Annotated in this window: 18 protein-coding genes; 12 read left to right on the top strand and 6 right to left on the bottom strand. The window is 40.9% G+C overall.

Translation table 11 applies throughout. The features are described 5' to 3' along the window. Positions 1-155 precede the first annotated feature (155 nt). Both AC6UDE_RS00365 and AC6UDE_RS00360 read right to left on the bottom strand, forming a co-directional pair. Entirely contained in the window at positions 156-572 is a 417-nt protein-coding gene (locus AC6UDE_RS00365) for a hypothetical protein (protein WP_500696239.1), read from the bottom strand. Positions 573-718: 146 nt separating this feature from the next. After that, positions 719-1,858 carry a trans-sulfuration enzyme family protein gene (locus AC6UDE_RS00360; protein WP_500696238.1) on the bottom strand — a complete coding sequence of 380 codons (1,140 nt, stop codon included), beginning with the start codon at positions 1,856-1,858 and terminating at the stop codon, positions 719-721. A gap of 268 nt (positions 1,859-2,126) precedes the next feature. Between AC6UDE_RS00360 and AC6UDE_RS00355 the strand changes: the two genes are divergently transcribed. The 5 genes from AC6UDE_RS00355 to AC6UDE_RS00335 all read left to right on the top strand — a co-directional run bounded on the left by AC6UDE_RS00355 (position 2,127) and on the right by AC6UDE_RS00335 (position 7,217). Then, positions 2,127-2,741, top strand: a complete 615-nt coding sequence (locus AC6UDE_RS00355) for a TVP38/TMEM64 family protein (protein WP_500696237.1) — start codon at positions 2,127-2,129, stop codon at positions 2,739-2,741. Positions 2,742-2,907: 166 nt separating this feature from the next. Further along, a complete protein-coding gene (locus tag AC6UDE_RS00350; RefSeq protein ID WP_500694227.1) occupies positions 2,908-3,627 on the top strand; it encodes a nicotinamide mononucleotide transporter in 720 nt (239 codons plus the stop codon). 351 nt (positions 3,628-3,978) lie between these two features. Continuing rightward, a complete protein-coding gene (locus tag AC6UDE_RS00345; RefSeq protein WP_500694228.1) occupies positions 3,979-5,100 on the top strand; it encodes an NAD(P)-dependent alcohol dehydrogenase in 1,122 nt (373 codons plus the stop codon). Between the two features lie 64 nt (positions 5,101-5,164). Beyond that, the gene (gene aldA / locus AC6UDE_RS00340; RefSeq protein WP_500696236.1) at positions 5,165-6,625 is read left to right on the top strand and encodes an aldehyde dehydrogenase; all 1,461 of its coding nucleotides are present in this window, start codon (positions 5,165-5,167) and stop codon (positions 6,623-6,625) included. 148 nt (positions 6,626-6,773) lie between these two features. Then, positions 6,774-7,217, top strand: coding sequence for a flavodoxin family protein (locus tag AC6UDE_RS00335; protein ID WP_500696235.1), 444 nt, complete (start codon positions 6,774-6,776; stop codon positions 7,215-7,217). Between the two features lie 15 nt (positions 7,218-7,232). Here the strand turns inward: AC6UDE_RS00335 and AC6UDE_RS00330 are convergent, their stop codons facing one another. Next, positions 7,233-7,634 carry a MerR family transcriptional regulator gene (locus AC6UDE_RS00330; RefSeq protein ID WP_500696234.1) on the bottom strand — a complete coding sequence of 134 codons (402 nt, stop codon included), beginning with the start codon at positions 7,632-7,634 and terminating at the stop codon, positions 7,233-7,235. A 142-nt stretch (positions 7,635-7,776) separates the two neighbouring features. On the opposite strand from AC6UDE_RS00330, the gene AC6UDE_RS00325 reads away from it, so the two are divergent. The 5 genes from AC6UDE_RS00325 (at position 7,777) to AC6UDE_RS00305 (ending at position 11,825) form a co-directional block, all read left to right on the top strand. Continuing rightward, complete coding sequence (locus AC6UDE_RS00325) at positions 7,777-8,613, top strand: aldo/keto reductase (RefSeq protein ID WP_500696233.1); 837 nt, start codon at positions 7,777-7,779, stop codon at positions 8,611-8,613. 73 nt (positions 8,614-8,686) lie between these two features. After that, positions 8,687-9,181 carry a GNAT family N-acetyltransferase gene (locus AC6UDE_RS00320; protein ID WP_500696232.1) on the top strand — a complete coding sequence of 165 codons (495 nt, stop codon included), beginning with the start codon at positions 8,687-8,689 and terminating at the stop codon, positions 9,179-9,181. Between the two features lie 114 nt (positions 9,182-9,295). After that, positions 9,296-10,132, top strand: a complete 837-nt coding sequence (locus tag AC6UDE_RS00315; RefSeq protein WP_500696231.1) for an aldo/keto reductase — start codon at positions 9,296-9,298, stop codon at positions 10,130-10,132. Between the two features lie 23 nt (positions 10,133-10,155). Continuing rightward, entirely contained in the window at positions 10,156-10,758 is a 603-nt protein-coding gene (locus AC6UDE_RS00310) for an NAD(P)H-binding protein (RefSeq protein ID WP_500694232.1), read from the top strand. 23 nt (positions 10,759-10,781) lie between these two features. Then, a complete protein-coding gene (locus AC6UDE_RS00305) occupies positions 10,782-11,825 on the top strand; it encodes a zinc-dependent alcohol dehydrogenase family protein (protein WP_500696230.1) in 1,044 nt (347 codons plus the stop codon). Between the two features lie 102 nt (positions 11,826-11,927). Here AC6UDE_RS00305 and AC6UDE_RS00300 read toward each other — a convergent pair whose 3' ends face one another. Then, positions 11,928-12,665: an SDR family oxidoreductase gene (locus AC6UDE_RS00300; RefSeq protein WP_500696229.1), complete on the bottom strand. Its 738-nt coding sequence runs from the start codon at positions 12,663-12,665 to the stop codon at positions 11,928-11,930. Between the two features lie 150 nt (positions 12,666-12,815). Then, complete coding sequence (locus AC6UDE_RS00295; RefSeq protein ID WP_500696228.1) at positions 12,816-13,562, bottom strand: SDR family oxidoreductase; 747 nt, start codon at positions 13,560-13,562, stop codon at positions 12,816-12,818. Positions 13,563-13,744: 182 nt separating this feature from the next. Here AC6UDE_RS00295 and AC6UDE_RS00290 point away from each other — a divergent pair, with 182 nt between their 5' ends. After that, positions 13,745-14,971, top strand: a complete 1,227-nt coding sequence (locus AC6UDE_RS00290; RefSeq protein WP_500696227.1) for an ammonium transporter — start codon at positions 13,745-13,747, stop codon at positions 14,969-14,971. Positions 14,972-15,434: 463 nt separating this feature from the next. Here the strand turns inward: AC6UDE_RS00290 and AC6UDE_RS00285 are convergent, their stop codons facing one another. After that, a complete protein-coding gene (locus AC6UDE_RS00285; protein WP_500696226.1) occupies positions 15,435-15,791 on the bottom strand; it encodes a hypothetical protein in 357 nt (118 codons plus the stop codon). Positions 15,792-16,216: 425 nt separating this feature from the next. Between AC6UDE_RS00285 and AC6UDE_RS00280 the strand changes: the two genes are divergently transcribed. Next, positions 16,217-16,783: an LbetaH domain-containing protein gene (locus AC6UDE_RS00280; protein WP_500696225.1), complete on the top strand. Its 567-nt coding sequence runs from the start codon at positions 16,217-16,219 to the stop codon at positions 16,781-16,783. Positions 16,784-16,884: the final 101 nt, after the last annotated feature.

Genomic DNA, 16,884 nt, shown 5'->3' with positions numbered 1-16,884 from the left:
TGTAATAAAAAAAGGAAGAGATATTGCGCATCTCTTCCAAGCGCGTATTTCAGGTGCGTTAATTTGGGTAAGCTAATCAGTGATGATTAGCTTTTTTTATTATATATGGATATTAAAGCGACCCGTTAATTTATCGTTTCCAATAATTAACTTTATTAGTATTTATTAATTAGCTTATTAGGATTATTTAATTCGTTAAATTCATTTTGATTTAAGTGAATAATGCCATTTCCAATCATTGGAATTCCGCTCACTTTTGCGATCTTATAATTTGAATATACGGTCAAAGAAGTTTTAATATTGTGTTTGCTTTTATGACTTACATATTTATAGCTTACTTTAGCATCCTTAGGAACCCTTTCTTTTTTTACTGAATTATAGTTTTTATCTATTTTTGAAAGAATATCAGTGCTTTTATGACCCTTTGCCGTTTCAATAACTTTGTTATTTGCATCATATACTTTTAAGTAATCTTTCCCGGAGCTATTTAACGAGAAATTCTTACATCCACTTAGAATAAACAACATTGTTACGCAAAGAATTGGAATTACAAACTTTTTAGATAAATTCATAACTTCCTCCTTGTTTTTTAATAATTTTACCGAAGTTAGAATAATTGTCAATATAAGTTAATTTGGTACCTCATGATTAAAAAATATTGTTCGGCAAAATAAAAGAACTAGCATATTCGTATCTAAATATGCTAGTTCTTTACTTCCTAAATTTTATCAAACGCCTGTTTCAAATCGTCCAGTAAATCTTCCTTATCCTCAATCCCAACTGACAAACGAATCAGACCGTCAGCAATTCCGTCCTTTAAACGTTCTGCTCTTGGAACGGAACCATGGGTCATGACCGCCGGAACCTCAATCAAGCTTTCCACGCCGCCAAGGCTTTCGGCCAGGGTGATGATTTTCAAACTTTCGACAAAGGTTTTCGCTGACAGTCCTGGTTGAAGTTCAAACGAAATCATGGGACCAAAGTTACGCATCTGTTTCTTTGCCACTTCGTAGTTCGGATTGTCAGGATCACCAGGATAGTAAACCTTCGCAACTTTGGGTTCATTTTTGAAAAAATCAAGAATCGCATTGGTGTTATCCTGGTGAACCCGCATGCGAGCACCCAGCGTCTTAATGCCACGTTGAACCAACCAACTGTCATCTGGTCCAAGTGTACTACCGATGGAATTCTGCAGAAAGGCCAACTGTTCGGCAATCTGGTCGTCGTTAGTAACGGCAACGCCCGCCACCACGTCACTGTGTCCACCGAGATACTTTGTAGCTGAGTGAACCACCACGTCAGCGCCCAAATCCAATGGGTTCTGATTATAAGGGGTCGCAAAGGTGTTATCAACGATGGTTTTGGCACCGTGTTTTTTCGCCATTTCGGATAATTTATGAATGTCGGCTACCGTCAGCAGTGGGTTTGTGGGGGTCTCAAAGTAAATGGCTTTAGTGTTGGGCTGAAAAGCAGCCTCGACAGCATCAGTGTCCTGCATGTCAACGGCCGTAAACTCTAGTCCAAAACGTTTCATCACCTGATTAATTAGACGAATCGTCCCACCATACAGGTCTTGTCCGACAATGATGTGGTCACCCTTGGAATACATCGAAAGGATGGTATTGATGGCAGCGGTCCCCGAACTGAAGGCAAAGCCGGCAGTTCCGTTTTCGAGTTCTGCCATCTGGGTTTCAAAGGCGTAACGGGTCGGATTGCCCGTCCGTGAGTATTCCCAGCGTGGATTGCCTCCCAGCTTAGTTTGTTTGAAAGTTGAGGCGCGATAGACCGGGACGGAAACGGCTCCCGTTTCCTTGTCACCAGTGATTCCGCCGTGAATTAATTTTGTGTCAATGTGCAAATTAAAAACCTCCTTGAATGTGACTATTAGGATTGATTATAGACTAGTGGTGAAAGTTAAGAAAGAAATGGCATTATGGAATTTAATTTTGTAAAATCGGTTTTATCGTTTCGTGACATGTGTTAGAATCTCCCTATTCAATTAATGTTAGGGGAAGTTTATCATCATAAAAAAATTAGAAAACAAGAAAATCGTATACTGTCTTTTAGCGATTATCGTTGTTATTGGATTAGTGATTCTGTTTAAAGATTATTTTCCACAGATTCGGATGTTTTTTGATCCGAGTCAGAGGGGCGTGGCCGTCAAAGAAATTCATGAGCATGGGGTCATTGATGCGGCTCTGTTTTTAATTGTTTTAACGTTTGCGACGCTGTTACCATTTGTTCCTTATCAAGTAATCTGTGTGTTAGCCGGCATTTGTTTTGGAAACGTTCTGGGCTTTTTTATTAATTTAATTGGATTAACCCTTGGTGGACTATGCAGTGTTAAGTTGATTAAGTCCGTTCGTAACATCGCAAGTAATTATCGAGATAAAGAATTGAGTTTTAGTAACGTTAAGCATCCCTTTATCATTCTGTGTATTGGTTATGCCATCCCATTCTTCCCCGTTTATTTAATTAGTTACGCGGCTTCACGGTTCAAAATATCACGCAAACTACTGGTTCTAGCGGTTGTGATTGGGTCAATCCCACAGTCAATTATTTATATCGTTGGTGGGATGTACATCATTAACGGTAGTTTGAAGCGAATTGTCGGCGTCCTAGTTGGTGCCATCCTGTTTATTATTGTTTTACACATGGTTATTAATCACTTTACAAATAAAGATAGTTCTAAGACTAAGCATCAAGAAACAGCGAAAGATAGTCAAAGCAAATCGAACTAGACTAATTAGGCAATCCATCCGGGTTGTCTTTTTTTACGTTCAAAATTTGACTTCTAGTAATGATAATGGTGTTATAATCGAGCCGTTCAATTGTTTGTAACAAAAAACTAAATAACGAGGGTTGCTTCCGATACGCCTCGCTAAAAACAATGAGGAGATGTTCATAATGTTACATGCATTAGCAAAAAGTCGATGGTTTGACCTAGTTGGAGTCGCAATCGTGGTGATTGCGTCGATTGCGAGTGGTTATCTGACGGAGAATCTGGCAGACGTCACGCACTGGGGCTCCTGGGCGGTCTTTGTTCCGTTTGGAATTATTTCGATCGTAAACGCCGTCCTCTCCATTTATTCAACGCGTTTAACTGGGAGAATGAATAACCTCGGCAACGTGATTGGCATCATTAACGTAGTTCTGTCCGGCTTTATTGATTACGTTTTAGGTAATAAAGCGGCGGTCGTTACCTATCCGGTGACTTTCATCATCTACACGTTTGCGATTAATAAGTGGATGAAGACCGCTAAGTACAAGGCGACCAAACCGTATACGGGAATCAAGAAGTGGGTCGTCATGACCAGCATTTTACTTTTGAGTCTGGTATTTTCGTTTGAAGCCAATCTGGTTGGTTGGCCTAACGGTTACACGCATTTGTTATTCTGGATTGTCGTGATTGCGTTTGATTTGTCGCTGACTGCGAACATTTTAAACGCCATGAAACTGACCGTTCAGTGGAAGTACTGGTTCGTCTACAATCTGATCCAGTTACTAAAGGCCATCGTGCAGGGCAACTTCGCAAACGTTGGCAAATACATCTATTACATTATCAACTCGATTTGTGCGCTTGATTTCTGGGAGAAGCCAATCTTGAAGCCAGCGAAAATTAAATAATTAAGTAAAGGGAATCCATTTATTGGGATTCCCTTTTTTATACATAATTAAAGTTTATTCCATCACAATATTGGGGAATTTTTTTGGCTTTTGACTCTACTAGAAACACAAGGGTTTGAAAGAATAATTTCTTAGATAATTATGATTTTGATGTGTTATAACTTGAATTTTTTTAGAAGACGAGTATAACAATCTGTAAGCGGTTACAGATCAAACCAATCATTTCGAAAATTCCAATCCTGTTTTATAGAAAAGAGTTTAAAAAATCAATTGTTGATTAATGAAATCAGCTTTTTCTTTGATCATAATTGCTCAATAATTAACAATTTTACATTATGGGAGGGTTTACTTATGAAGATTGAAGCAGCGGTCGTTAATAAGAAAAATGGCAAGTTCGAAATTAAAGATGATGTCGAATTAGCCAAAATGCAACCAGATGATTTACAAGTTCACATGGTTGCGACCGGAATTTGTCACTCAGATGAAGCTTTAAGAAAGGGCACGGCCGAGATTGGTTATCCGATTATTCTGGGTCATGAAGGTTCTGGGATTGTCGAAAAGGTTGGTTCGGAAGTAAAAGACTTTAAGCCCGGCGATCACGTCGTTCTGTCATTTTATGGTTGTGGAAACTGCATTAACTGTTTAAGGGGAATTCCCACTCAATGTTTAAACTACGCGGCCAATAATCTATCGGGGGTTCGTCCCGACGGCAGTGCGCACTTTACCGAAAATGGACACGATGTTGCCGACATGTTTGACCAATCATCGTTTACCACGACCACGGTGGTTCGTGAACGAAACGCCGTTAAGGTCTCAAAGGACCTCGATTTGAGAAAGTTAGGACCATTAGGTTGTGGCTACGTGACTGGTAGCGGAACGGTCTTTAATACTTTAAAGCCCGAGCCCGGCTCAACGATTGCGGTCTTTGGAACTGGAGCCGTTGGGTTAGCTGCCATGATGGCTGGTCGCATTTCCGGATGTACCAGTGTGATTGCCGTTGACATCGTTCCTTCCCGTTTGAAGTTGGCCAAGGAACTCGGCGCCACTGATGCCATCAACAGTAAAGACGAGGATCCCGTTGAAGCCATCAAGAAATTAACTAATGGGCACGGAGTCGACTATGCCGTTGATACGACTGGCGTTAAGCAGGTCATGGAAAGTTCTATTCAAGCCTTGGCTCAAGGTGGAACAACGGCTACGATTGCCGTCACCGACCAGCACATTAACTTGGATACTTGGAACGACCTTTGTACCAGTGATCGCAAGGTTGTCGGTGTTAACATGGGTGATTCGATTCCGCAAGTCGACGTTCCCCGTTTAATTCGTTTTTACCAATTAGGCATGTTCGACTTTGATAAGACCGAGAAGTTCTACCCGTTTGATGAAATCAACGAAGCCAATGCTGATTCCATCAGCGGAAAGACGATTAAACCGGTATTAGTAATTGATAAGGACTACCAACCCGGCAAATAAGGTTGATTAAATCACTTTAACATGATTGTTGAAATTAAACGTTATTGAAAGGAAGCATCATATTATGGCTGAATTAAAACATTACCAAATGTACATTAACGGAGAATTTAAAGATTCAGATTCAGGAAAAGTATTAACGGTGCTCAATCCAGCGACGGGACAGGCAATCTCAACCGTTCCTAGTGCTAGTAAGGAAGAGACTAAACAAGCCATCGATGCCGCAGCTAAAGCCGAAGAATCATGGAAGAAGGTTCCAGCTGCCACCCGGGGTCAGTATTTGCACGCGGTCGCAAACGAAGTTCGTAAACAAAAAGATCATTTGATTTACATGCTTCAAGAAGAACAGGGTAAGATTAAGTCACTTGCCACCACTGAGATTCTGTTCTCAGCTGATTACTTTGACTACATGGGAAGTGCCAGTCGAACCTATGAGGGGGAAATCCTTCAATCTGATAACGAAGACGAAAGTATCATGATTGAAAAACAACCAATTGGCGTTGCGGCCGGCATTCTTCCATGGAACTTCCCGTTCTTCTTAATTGCCAGAAAGATGGGTCCAGCACTAGTCACCGGGAACACCATTGTGATGAAACCAAGTTCTGACACCCCGAACTTAGCGCTCGAATTCGCTAAGATCGTTGAAAAAGTTGGCATTCCTAAGGGCGTCGTTAACATTGTTACGGGACCTGGTTCGGTCGTTGGCGACGAATTGTCAAAGAATAAAAAGGTCGGCATCATTAGTCTGACTGGTTCGGTTGAATCAGGGAAACGAGTCATGACGAGTGCCGCTACCCATTTGGCCAAAGTGTCACTTGAACTTGGTGGAAAAGCTCCCGCCATTGTATGTAAAGACGCTGATATTGACTTGGCGGTTCAATCCATCATTGATTCCCGAGTTGATAATAACGGTCAGATCTGTAATAACTGTGAACGAGTATACGTCCAAGAAGACGTGGCCGACGAATTTATCAAGAAATTATCGAAGAAAATGTCAGAAATTACGGTTGGCGATCCGATGAAGGACGAAAACGTTGGGATGGGTCCGTTGATTAACCAAGGAGCTTTGGATAAAGTTTCGAAAATGGTTGACCGAGCCGTTGAAGCTGGCGGTAAGGTTACCGCTGGTGGTCACAAGTTGAACATCGAAGGTGGCTTTTACTACGAACCAACGGTCATCACGAACGTCAAACAGGATTCTGAGATTATTCAAGATGAAATTTTTGGACCAGTTCTCCCAATTGTGACCTTCAAGACCTTAAGTGATGCCATCAAGATGGCTAACGATAGTGACTTTGGCCTTACTTCATCAATCTTTACCGAGAATCTGGATAACGCTCATCGAGCCGCAAACGAACTCGAAGACGGTGAAACCTACATTAACCGTTACAACTTTGAAGCCATTAATGGTTCACATTCTGGTTGGAAAGAATCTGGAATTGGTGGTGACGATGGTAAACATGGAATTGATGAATTCTTAAACACCCACACCATCTACTTGCAGGGACACCCTGATAAAGCAAAATGATAATCAATATTAATAATTAGAAACGGGATGAACTCATAGAGTTAGACCAAAAGTCGACTTTATGGGTTCATTTGTTTTACTCCATAGTTGCGTTCAAGTGCACTGTAAGATTTAAACTTAGTTTACGTTTAAATAGGAGGTATATTTTATGAAATTGTTTGTGAATACAAGTATGGATAAAGATGGTAATACAGCAAAAATTGCCAAGGAATTGATTAATTCATATTTTAGAACGGTCAACTTGGTTGATTACACGGTTTATCCACTGGGACAACAAGATCGTAGTGATGACCAATTTGACCAAGTCATTGAACAAATTAGAGCGGCTGATACTTTAATTATTGGAACTCCCGTTTATTGGTCGTCAATGTCAGCATACATGAAAATTATGATTGATCGAATGACGTTATATAAAGATAATGGGAATCCATTTGATGGAAAAGATATGTATTTAATTGTTGATGGGATGTCTCCAGAAGATGCACTTCCACACATTACGCATGTTTGGGAACACGTATCGAATCGGTACGGTATGAAGTTGATGAATGTGTCATCAACGATTCAAGAAGCAAAAAAGAATCAAATTGTATAGGAAAAGAGGAGCCAATTATCTTGGTCCCTCTTCTTTTTCATAAATTAGCTTTTCGTTTTCATACGTTAACATGTGAGAATCGAAATTATCGATTTTGTAATTTAAATAGTTTAATGTTTTTTTGATTTTTTGGACCTGATCTTGAAGTTCATCTCGTTGTTCAATCAAGATTTGTTTGCGGTCATCGTTAGACTCTTGATTTTGTAGCATTGACACGAATTTCTTTAGTTTACGGATTGGCATCCCGGCTTCTCTTAAAACTTTAACGTAGAAAATCCAATTTAAATCGGTTTTATCGTAAACCCGATTTCCGTTTTCATCACGTTTTATTTCGGGCAATAATTGAGCATCTTCCCAGTAACGAAGGGTGGCTTTGGAAACGCCAAATTCTTTACTAGCTTCATTAATATTTAACAATTTATCATCTCCAAATGTATCGTTATTATGTGATAAAACAATTCAAAAAGCAAATTAGTTCACTACCCTTGCATTCAAGTGCACATGAAGGTGTAGATTATCAATAGTTAATCAATATTAAATTAATTTGAGGAGAGATATTATGGAATACTTTGCTTTAAATGATGGCAACAAAATTCCAAAAGTGGGATTTGGGACGTTTCAAATTACTGATCCAGAAGAAGCTGCTCAAGCAGTCAAAGATGCTATTGACGTTGGTTACCGTTTGATTGATACCGCTCAAGCATACGGAAATGAAGAAGCCGTTGGAAAAGGTATCAAACAATCCGGGATTGCTCGTGACGATTTATTTGTCACTTCAAAATTATGGTTAAGCGACACTGGTTACGATAAAACGAAGGCTGCTTTTGAGGAAACTTTGAAAAAATTGGATTTAGATTATCTTGACCTTTACCTGATTCACCAACCATATGGTGACAACTTTGGTTCATGGTGTGCCATGGAAGACCTTCAAAAAGAGGGAAAGATTAAGTCCATTGGGGTTTCTAACTTTTACGATGATCAGATTACTAATCTAGCAATTTACAACGACGTGAAACCTGCTGTTGACCAAATTGAAGTTAGTCCATGGGAGCAACAGAAGAAGTCCGTTGACTACCTAGAATCATTTGACGTTCTCCCAGAAGCTTGGGCCCCATTTGCAGAAGGAAAGCATGCTATTTTCAATAATGAAACTTTGAAGTCAATTGGTGATAAGTACAACAAGAGCGTGGGACAAGTGATCTTACGTTGGGAGATTCAACGTGGAATTTTACCATTGGCTAAGTCCGTTCATAAATCAAGAATGGAAGAAAACATCAATGTCTTTGACTTTGAATTAAGTGACGATGATATGAAGAAAATTGCTGGTCTGGACAAGAAGGAAAGTCAGTTCTTTGATCACCGTGATCCCGCAATGATTAAACAACTAAAGGGCTAGTTCTGAAATTGTCAAAGTGGCGAAAGATTGATAAGATTTAGGCACTAATTAAAAGACAACCGAGGAATAATTAATGAAATTACGTGTTTTAGAGAAAACTGATCTACCCAAACTCCATGAACTGTTTAATGATAAACGCGCCATGGACTACTGGTTTACCGAACCATATCTTTCTATGTCGTCCCTTAACGAAAGATACGAACGTGAGAACAATGATCCGGCCATTCGCAATTTTGCGATTGACGTCAAGGGCAAGTTCGCTGGCATCGTGGCGTTGATTGATATTAATCCACGCGATCGGAACGCTGAGATTGAGATTGCGCTTGGCGACGAATTCGTTGGTAATGGCATTGCGCAGGCGGCGTTTGATGCCTGTGTGAACTATGGATTTGAGACGTTGAACCTCCACAAGATTTTCTTGTACGTCGACGTGCAAAACAAACCGGCCGTTCATATTTACGAAAAGTTTGGCTTTAAGATTGAGGGAACGCTCAAAGACCAGTTTTACGTTAACGGAAGTTATCATGACGTGTACTGGATGGCAAAATTTGAAGATGAACCGGTTTAAGACAACCAATCTTTGGTTGTTTTTTCTTTCCTACAAAACGCTTTACTTGCATTCAAGTCCAAGTAAAGGTGTAAATTATGTGTAGTTAATAAATAACAGATAAGGAGAGTTATTATGGAATACTTTACATTAAATGACGGCAACCAAATGCCCGCAACTGGGTTTGGGACCTTTCAAATCACCAACCCAGAAGAGGCCGAACAATCGGTCATCGACGCCATCGCATCGGGTTATCGTTTAATCGATACGGCTCAATACTACCGAAACGAAGAAGCCGTGGGTCGGGGTTTGAAGAAGTCTGGCGTAAAACGCGAGGATTTATTTGTCACCTCTAAGGTCTGGTTCACTGACAGTGGTTACGACAAAACCATGAAAATGTTTGAGACCAGCCTCAAAAAATTGGGACTGGATTACCTTGATTTATACCTGATTCACCAGCCTTACGGCGACACTTTCGGTTCATGGCGGGCCCTTGAAGAACTTCAAAAAGCGGGCAAAATTAAGTCCATTGGGGTTTCCAACTTCTACGATGATCAGATTACCAATTTGGCACTGTTCAACGACGTTAAGCCCGCCATCAACCAGATTGAGATTAATCCTTGGGAACAACAAAAGACCGCCGTCGACTATCTGGAATCATTTGATGTTCGTCCAGAAGCTTGGGCTCCATTTGCGGAAGGCAAACACGCTATCTTTAACAATGAAACCCTGAAAGCAATCGGTGACAAGTACGATAAGAGTGTTGGTCAGGTCATCTTACGTTGGGAATTTCAACGTGGAATCGTGACCCTGGCTAAATCAACTCATAAGAATCGGATGGAAGAAAACATTGATATCTTCGACTTTGAATTAAGTGACGATGATATGAAGGAGATCACCAAGTTGGACAAGGGTGAAAGCCAATTCTTTGACCACCGTGATCCAAAGACCATTCAAAATTTCGTTAAGTAATGAGAATGCGAAAGGCATAATTTATGAAGAAAATTTTAATTATTGGAGCGACCGGAAACGTCGGTCAAGAGGTCAGAAAGAACCTGTTGGAAAAGACCGATGATTTTTTGACACTCTTTTCAAGAAGTGCAGGTCAAAGGTTTAGTGATGATGATCGTGAACGAGCCGTAAGTGGCGACGTAAATGATTTATCTGACCTTGAAAAAGTAGTGCATGGTCAGGATGAAGTGTTTGTGGCGCTTAGTGGCAACTTACCGGAAATGGCCAGGAACGTTGTGTCCGCCATGGATGATGAAAACGTCAAACGCCTAGTCTTCATTACGTCAATGGGCATTTATAATGAAGTCCCTGAAGAAATTTCGGCAAGTGGAAACCTGAAAAATAATCCGCGACTGGCACCGTATCGTGAGGCGGCCGATGTGATTGAAAGTTCTGATTTAGATTACACGTTAATTCGACCGGGATGGTTTGATAACGGCAGTAGTGAATACGAAATTACGTATAAAGGTCAAGATGTTAGCGGTAATCGGGTAGCCGTTGCCAGTATTGCTGACCTAGCGACGCGCCTGCTTCAAGATGACCAGCTGGATGTAAGAGAAAGTTTAGGAATTAATCGAAAAGCTTAGTTAAATGAATGTGAGGAATTGAAATGAAAGCAACGGAATTTATCAAACCGGGTGATGTTGAACTCGTTGACACGCCTAAACCCAAGATTGAAAAACCAACCGACGCCATTATCAAGGTGGTGCGGGCCAGCGTTTGTGGTTCTGACCTCTGGTGGTATCGTGGCATTGACGAACGAAAACGCGATACCTTTGTTGGTCACGAAGCCATCGGGATTGTCGATTCAGTTGGGTCCGACGTCAAGGACGTTCAACCCGGTGACTTTGTGATTGCCCCATTTACCCATGGTTGTGGTCACTGTGCCGCTTGTTTGGCGGGCTTTGACGGTAACTGCATGAACCAGGAGAAGGGTGCAAACATTGGTTATCAAGCCCAGTACTTCAGATACATCAACGCCAATTGGGGACTCGTCAAGATTCCGGGTCAACCATCGGACTATTCAGATGAGATGTTGAAGTCATTAGTTACCCTTTCTGACGTCATGGCAACGGGTTATCACGCCGCTGCCAGCGCCGAAGTGAAGGACGGTGACACCGTTGTCGTTATGGGTGACGGTGCCGTCGGCCTTTGTGGTGTAATTGCGGCCAAGTTGCGTGGCGCAAAACGCATCATTGCCATGAGTCGTCACGAGGATCGCCAAAAGTTAGCCAAGGAGTTTGGCGCCACTGACATCGTCCCAGAACGTGGGGATGAAGCGGTGAAGCACGTGATGGAACTAACTGACGGAGCTGGCGCTGATGCCATCCTTGAATGTGTTGGAACCGAACAGTCGGTTGATACGGCAACTAAGGTTGCTAGACCAGGCGCTGTCGTTGGCCGGGTGGGAATTCCCCAAAAGGCTGACATGAATACCAACAAACTTTTTTACAACAACACCGGTTTGCGTGGCGGCATTGCGCCCGTTACCACTTACGACCGTGATGTATTGTTGAAGGCGGTTCTTGACGGCAAGATTAATCCCGGAAAAGTCTTTACCAAGGAATTTGATTTAGACCACGTCAAGGATGCTTATACCGCCATGGATAAACGAGAAGCCATTAAATCGTTATTGATTGTTGATAAGGATTAATTATGTTTGACTGAACAATAGTTTAATGAAATTAGAATGACTAGTTTTTCAAAAAAATAAGCCCTTACTCGATTTGAGTAAGGGCTTATTTGGTATATTCACTTACACATCCTGGTCGGTTGGACGAACCAAGACTTCGTTAATATCAACGTTTTCTGGTTGACTCATCATGAAGACGGCGATTTCTGCGATGTTTTCGGGACTTAACCAACCATGCTTGCCAGCTTCAATCTGTTTTTTAATCTTGTCATCGTTGATGGTGTCCATCAAGTTGGTGTCGACAAAACCGGGTGAGATAATCCCAGTCCGAATTCCATTTTGGTGTTGTTCCTGACGGAGACCCTCCATGATGGCTTTGACGGCATACTTGGAACCGTTATAAACGGCGGAATTAGGGTAAACCACGTGACCAGCAACGGAATCGGTGGCCATGATTAAACCTTGACCCTGTTGTTTCATTTGTGGGACCGCCGCCACAATTCCGTTCAAGACTCCCATGATGTTGGTGTCAATAGCTTTTTTCCAATCGGCTAAACGATCAAGGTCGTCGACAGGACCCTGTGGCATGATGCCAGCGTTGTTATACATGACGTCTAGTTGACCATACTTGTCAATTGCCATGCCGGTCAGTTCCTGGACGTCTTCTTTTTTAGTAACGTCAGTAATTTTGTAAGAAAAGTTTTTTGGATTATCAACTTCGGTGGAAAGTTCTTCAAGTTGTTCCTCGTTTCTAGCACCGGCGACCACTTTGGCGCCCCTAGACAAAGCTAACTTGGCGGTGGCAGCTCCCATCCCAGAACTACCACCTGTGATAACTACAACTTTATTTTCGATTGTCATAATAAAACCCCTCTTCCAACTTATGACTTCCAATACGAGATCATTTAACGCTAAATTTAATCCTGATTCAAGTAAATGGGTTCCAAAATTGATTAAGATTCTGTGACAAAAAACTCCCACTCATTGAATAGGAGTCAAATCAAAGTTTTATTAGATGTTTTGGTCGGTTGGGCGAACCAGGACTTCGTTAATGTCAACGTTTTCTGGTTGACTCATCATGAAGACGGCAATCTCTGCGATGTCGTCAGGTTCTAACCAGCCATACTTGGTGTTGTTATTTTGTTCAATACTCTTTTGAATTTGATCGTCGTGAACGGTTGACATCAGGTTGGTATCAACGGCTCCGGGTGACACAATCCCGGTCTTGATGCCGTTTTGATGTTGTTCCTGACGCAATCCTTCCATGATGGCCTTAACGGCGTACTTTGAACCGTTGTAGACGGCTGAACCAGGGTAAACTACGTGACCTGCGACCGAGTCGGTAGCCATGATTAGGCCGTAACCCTGTTTCTTCATTTGAGGAACCGCGGCCACAATACCGTTTAGGACTCCCATGATATTGGTGTTTAAAATATCCTGCCATTCGCTCAATTTAGCTGGATCGTCAACCATTCCCTGCGGCATGATGCCAGCGTTGTTATAAATTACGTCGAGCTTGCCAAACTTTTTGATGGCTAAATCGACTAAGGATTGCACCTCGTCTTTTTTCGTAACGTCAGTTTGTTGATAGGCAAAGTTTTCGGGATGGTCAACTTCATCGGCCATTCGTTCTAATTTTTCTTCGTTTCGTGATCCAACGACCACTTTGGCACCTCTTTTGAGGGCTAACTTAGCGGTTGCTTCTCCCATTCCAGAAGAGCCACCGGTGATGACAACAACTTTATCTTTAACAGACATCATAACAACTCCCTTCTTAATACAGTTAAAGGGTAAACCCTCATATGGCGTAAACGTCAAGAAAGGCGACTTGATGAAATTTTTCCGTCTTCCATGTAACGTTTTGAGACATTAAATCTGTTCAAATGAAAATTAAAGCCTAGACTATTAGTATACTAAATTGATGAACGGGCGTGACTAACATGGCAGCAAACGAGGTTTTTGTATTTATCTGTACGATTTTGGTGTTCTTCATGACACCGGGACTGGCGTTTTTCTACGCCGGGATGGTTTCAAGAAAAAACGTGGTGAACACCCTGATGTCGGTCTTCATCATGTGCAGCATTCCCGTTCTTTTGTGGGTCATCATTGGCTACTCGCTCTCATTTTCGGGGAACTACTTCAACGTTATCGGTGGGCTGCATGATTTCATGTTACATAATTTCAACTTTACCGCCCCAGCAACTGCCGGTCCCATCTCGAACGGTTCCTACATGCTGTTTCAGATGATGTTTGCCATCATTACGCCAGCCCTTTGGATTGGTGGAATCGTTGGCCGGATGAAGTTTAAGTTCTTGATTATGTTCACGATTGCCTGGTGTATCTTGATTTACTATCCACTCGTTCACATCGTGTGGGGTGGGGGCTTTTTACAACAGATGGGAGTCTTGGACTTTGCTGGTGGAACGGTCATTCACATTAACGCGGGAATTACCGCTCTGGTGTTGGCCATCATGCTCGGACGACACAAGCGCGGCAAAAACGACAAGGCTTATAATCTGACCTGGGTCTTTTTGGGAACGGTCATCTTGTGGCTCGGTTGGTACGGTTTTAACTGTGGGTCGGCACTCGCCATTAATCACATCGCTTTTCAGGCCATGCTAACGACCACGATTGCCACGGCAACTTCAATGTTGACATGGATTATTTTAGACGTCTTCATTCTAGGCGCACCATCCCTGATGGGCGCATGTACCGGAACTTTGTGTGGTCTGGTTGCCATCACTCCAGCCTGTGGGTTCGTTGGGATTGGCAGTGCGATTGCGATTGGCATCATTGCCACGTTATGTAGTTACACTTTCATTAAATACTTAAAGCCCCGTTTGCACGTCGACGATACGTTGGATGCGTTTGGCTGTCATGGGGTGTCTGGAATCGTGGGTAGCCTTTTGACCGGACTGTTCGCTAGTAAGAAGATTAATCCGCAGGTCAAGTTTAGCGGAATTTTTGCTGGTGGTTCACTCCATCAGTTCTGGATTCAGCTACTGGCAACCGGTTTCAGTATCGTGTTTGTGACCATCATGGTTTTCTTGATTGTCATTGTTTTAAATCACATTACTAAGATGCGAGTCACTCCAGAAGAAGAGGCTAAGGGACTGGACCTAAGCGAGCATAAGGAACGAATTGATTGTGATGCGATTAATCGCTAGAATAACATGAAAGAAAATAATTTTATGTAGTTTTCCTACTAAGTAAAAAATCTCCTTCCTAAAGTGAAAGGAGCTTTTCTCTAGTCTTTAGTTCCAGAAAAATAGTTAAGTAAAAAGGCAATTAATTTTTCAATCAAATGAGTTAATAAATTAATTATTACTGGAATAATGACTGATAGTAAGAGATACATCAAATCACCGACGAGTATAGTTAGTATTGTGGTGTAAATACTCGCCTTAATTAGTACATTATTGACTAAATAATAATATTAGATATAATTAAAACAGTAAGAGATACACAAGTCACCAGTTTGTGGTGAACTGATGATTGAGCTTATCAGCTAAAGCTGGTGGGCTCTTTTTTGTCTTACTATCGAAGTTAATGCCAATTGAATTACCACGTTTTTGATTTTATTTTTTTCATTTTAAAACCACCATTGTTAATATTGTCTATTCAGTTTGATTATTCTATCTCTATATACTTCACTTGAAATTGTGGGAATAAAATTTTGAACCCAGAATAGTTTAGATAACCATAAATGCCAATGCTTTTGTTGCCAATTGATCCTACATAATAATGAAGATTAACTGACCCTTGATCATCAGATAAATTTTTGAGTGGTTCATATTTATGGCGTTTTATGTAGTTGTAAGTGGCTAAATTTTTGCTAAACTTTTTAATTTTAGTATTTGATAAAGTTATTGCTCTCATTTGAATGCTTACTGCTGCATGGTCAGCAAATAAAAGGTCAAAAGCAAGAAAACCAATCGATAAAATGATAATGAGTGATGTTGATATAAGAATTGTTTTAGCTTTCATTTTGTAGTCCCCTTAATTTATTATTTTTCGTTATAATATTTTATCACGAAATGTTATTTATGTAACATAGCACCTATGAAAACGGATAAGTTAATTTTGTTTGTTGTAATTTCAATTTTCTCGGTGCTTTTGGTTGTTTTTAGTAATATTAATTCAAATACAATTAATATTTTTAGCAAGGACTTAATGAGCATGGATATGGGGTTAAAGATTGCTAATCATGGAGAGTCAAAAGAAACGACATCACAATTGGCCTAAAACTGCATGGTATCGAAATTAGAAAAAGTACTATTAGACACTAAAAAAGTACTATTAGATACTATAGGTAGGCATTTATGTGATTTTTCTGTTTCTCATTATAATGATGATACAATCGTCGTAGGAGTCTTTATAACTCTAAAAAACAAAAATCGAGGTAGATATCTATGTCCCAAGAAGATGATCTTTTAAAAGCCGCCTTAAACGGTGGGACGTTTGACTTTCGTGACCCGTCGTTTAAACCAATCTTTGATATTCATTTTAAAAATGCTGAATTATTGAAACAGTTTAACAGTGAACCAGATCCAGTTAAGCAACAGGAAATCCTGGCGAAGATTACTGGCAGAAAAGTACCAGAAAATGTGATTGTCTTTCCACCACTTCAGACTGATTTTGGTCGCAATATTTTCCTAAAACCAGGGGTTTTAATTAACACCGATTGTCTCTTTGACGATGCTGGTGGAATTTATCTCGACGAAAACGTTTTGATTGGACCACGAGTTTCACTGATTACGCTTAACCATGATACGCGACCAGACCACCGGAATTTGATTACTACTGGTGCCATTCACATTCACAAGAATGCTTGGCTTGGAACTGGTGTCATTGTCCTTCCCGGTGTTACCATTGGTGAGAATGCTATTATCGGTGCTGGCTCGGTTGTCAATAAGGATGTTCCCGCCAATTCAACTTACGTAGGTGATCCGGCTAAACCAATTAAGAGACATGATTAAGAGTAAAATTGGTTCTGGCTTTTTGAATTCGATGCATAAAAGAATTGATTAATAGGATCTTATTGTTTTCGAATATTTATTTCGAAAGTTAAATATGTAAA

The organism is Fructilactobacillus sp. X2R5C3 (genome assembly GCF_059901325.1).
Note: the sequence above shows the minus strand (reverse complement) of the source record. Positions and strands in the feature narration are given on the sequence as shown.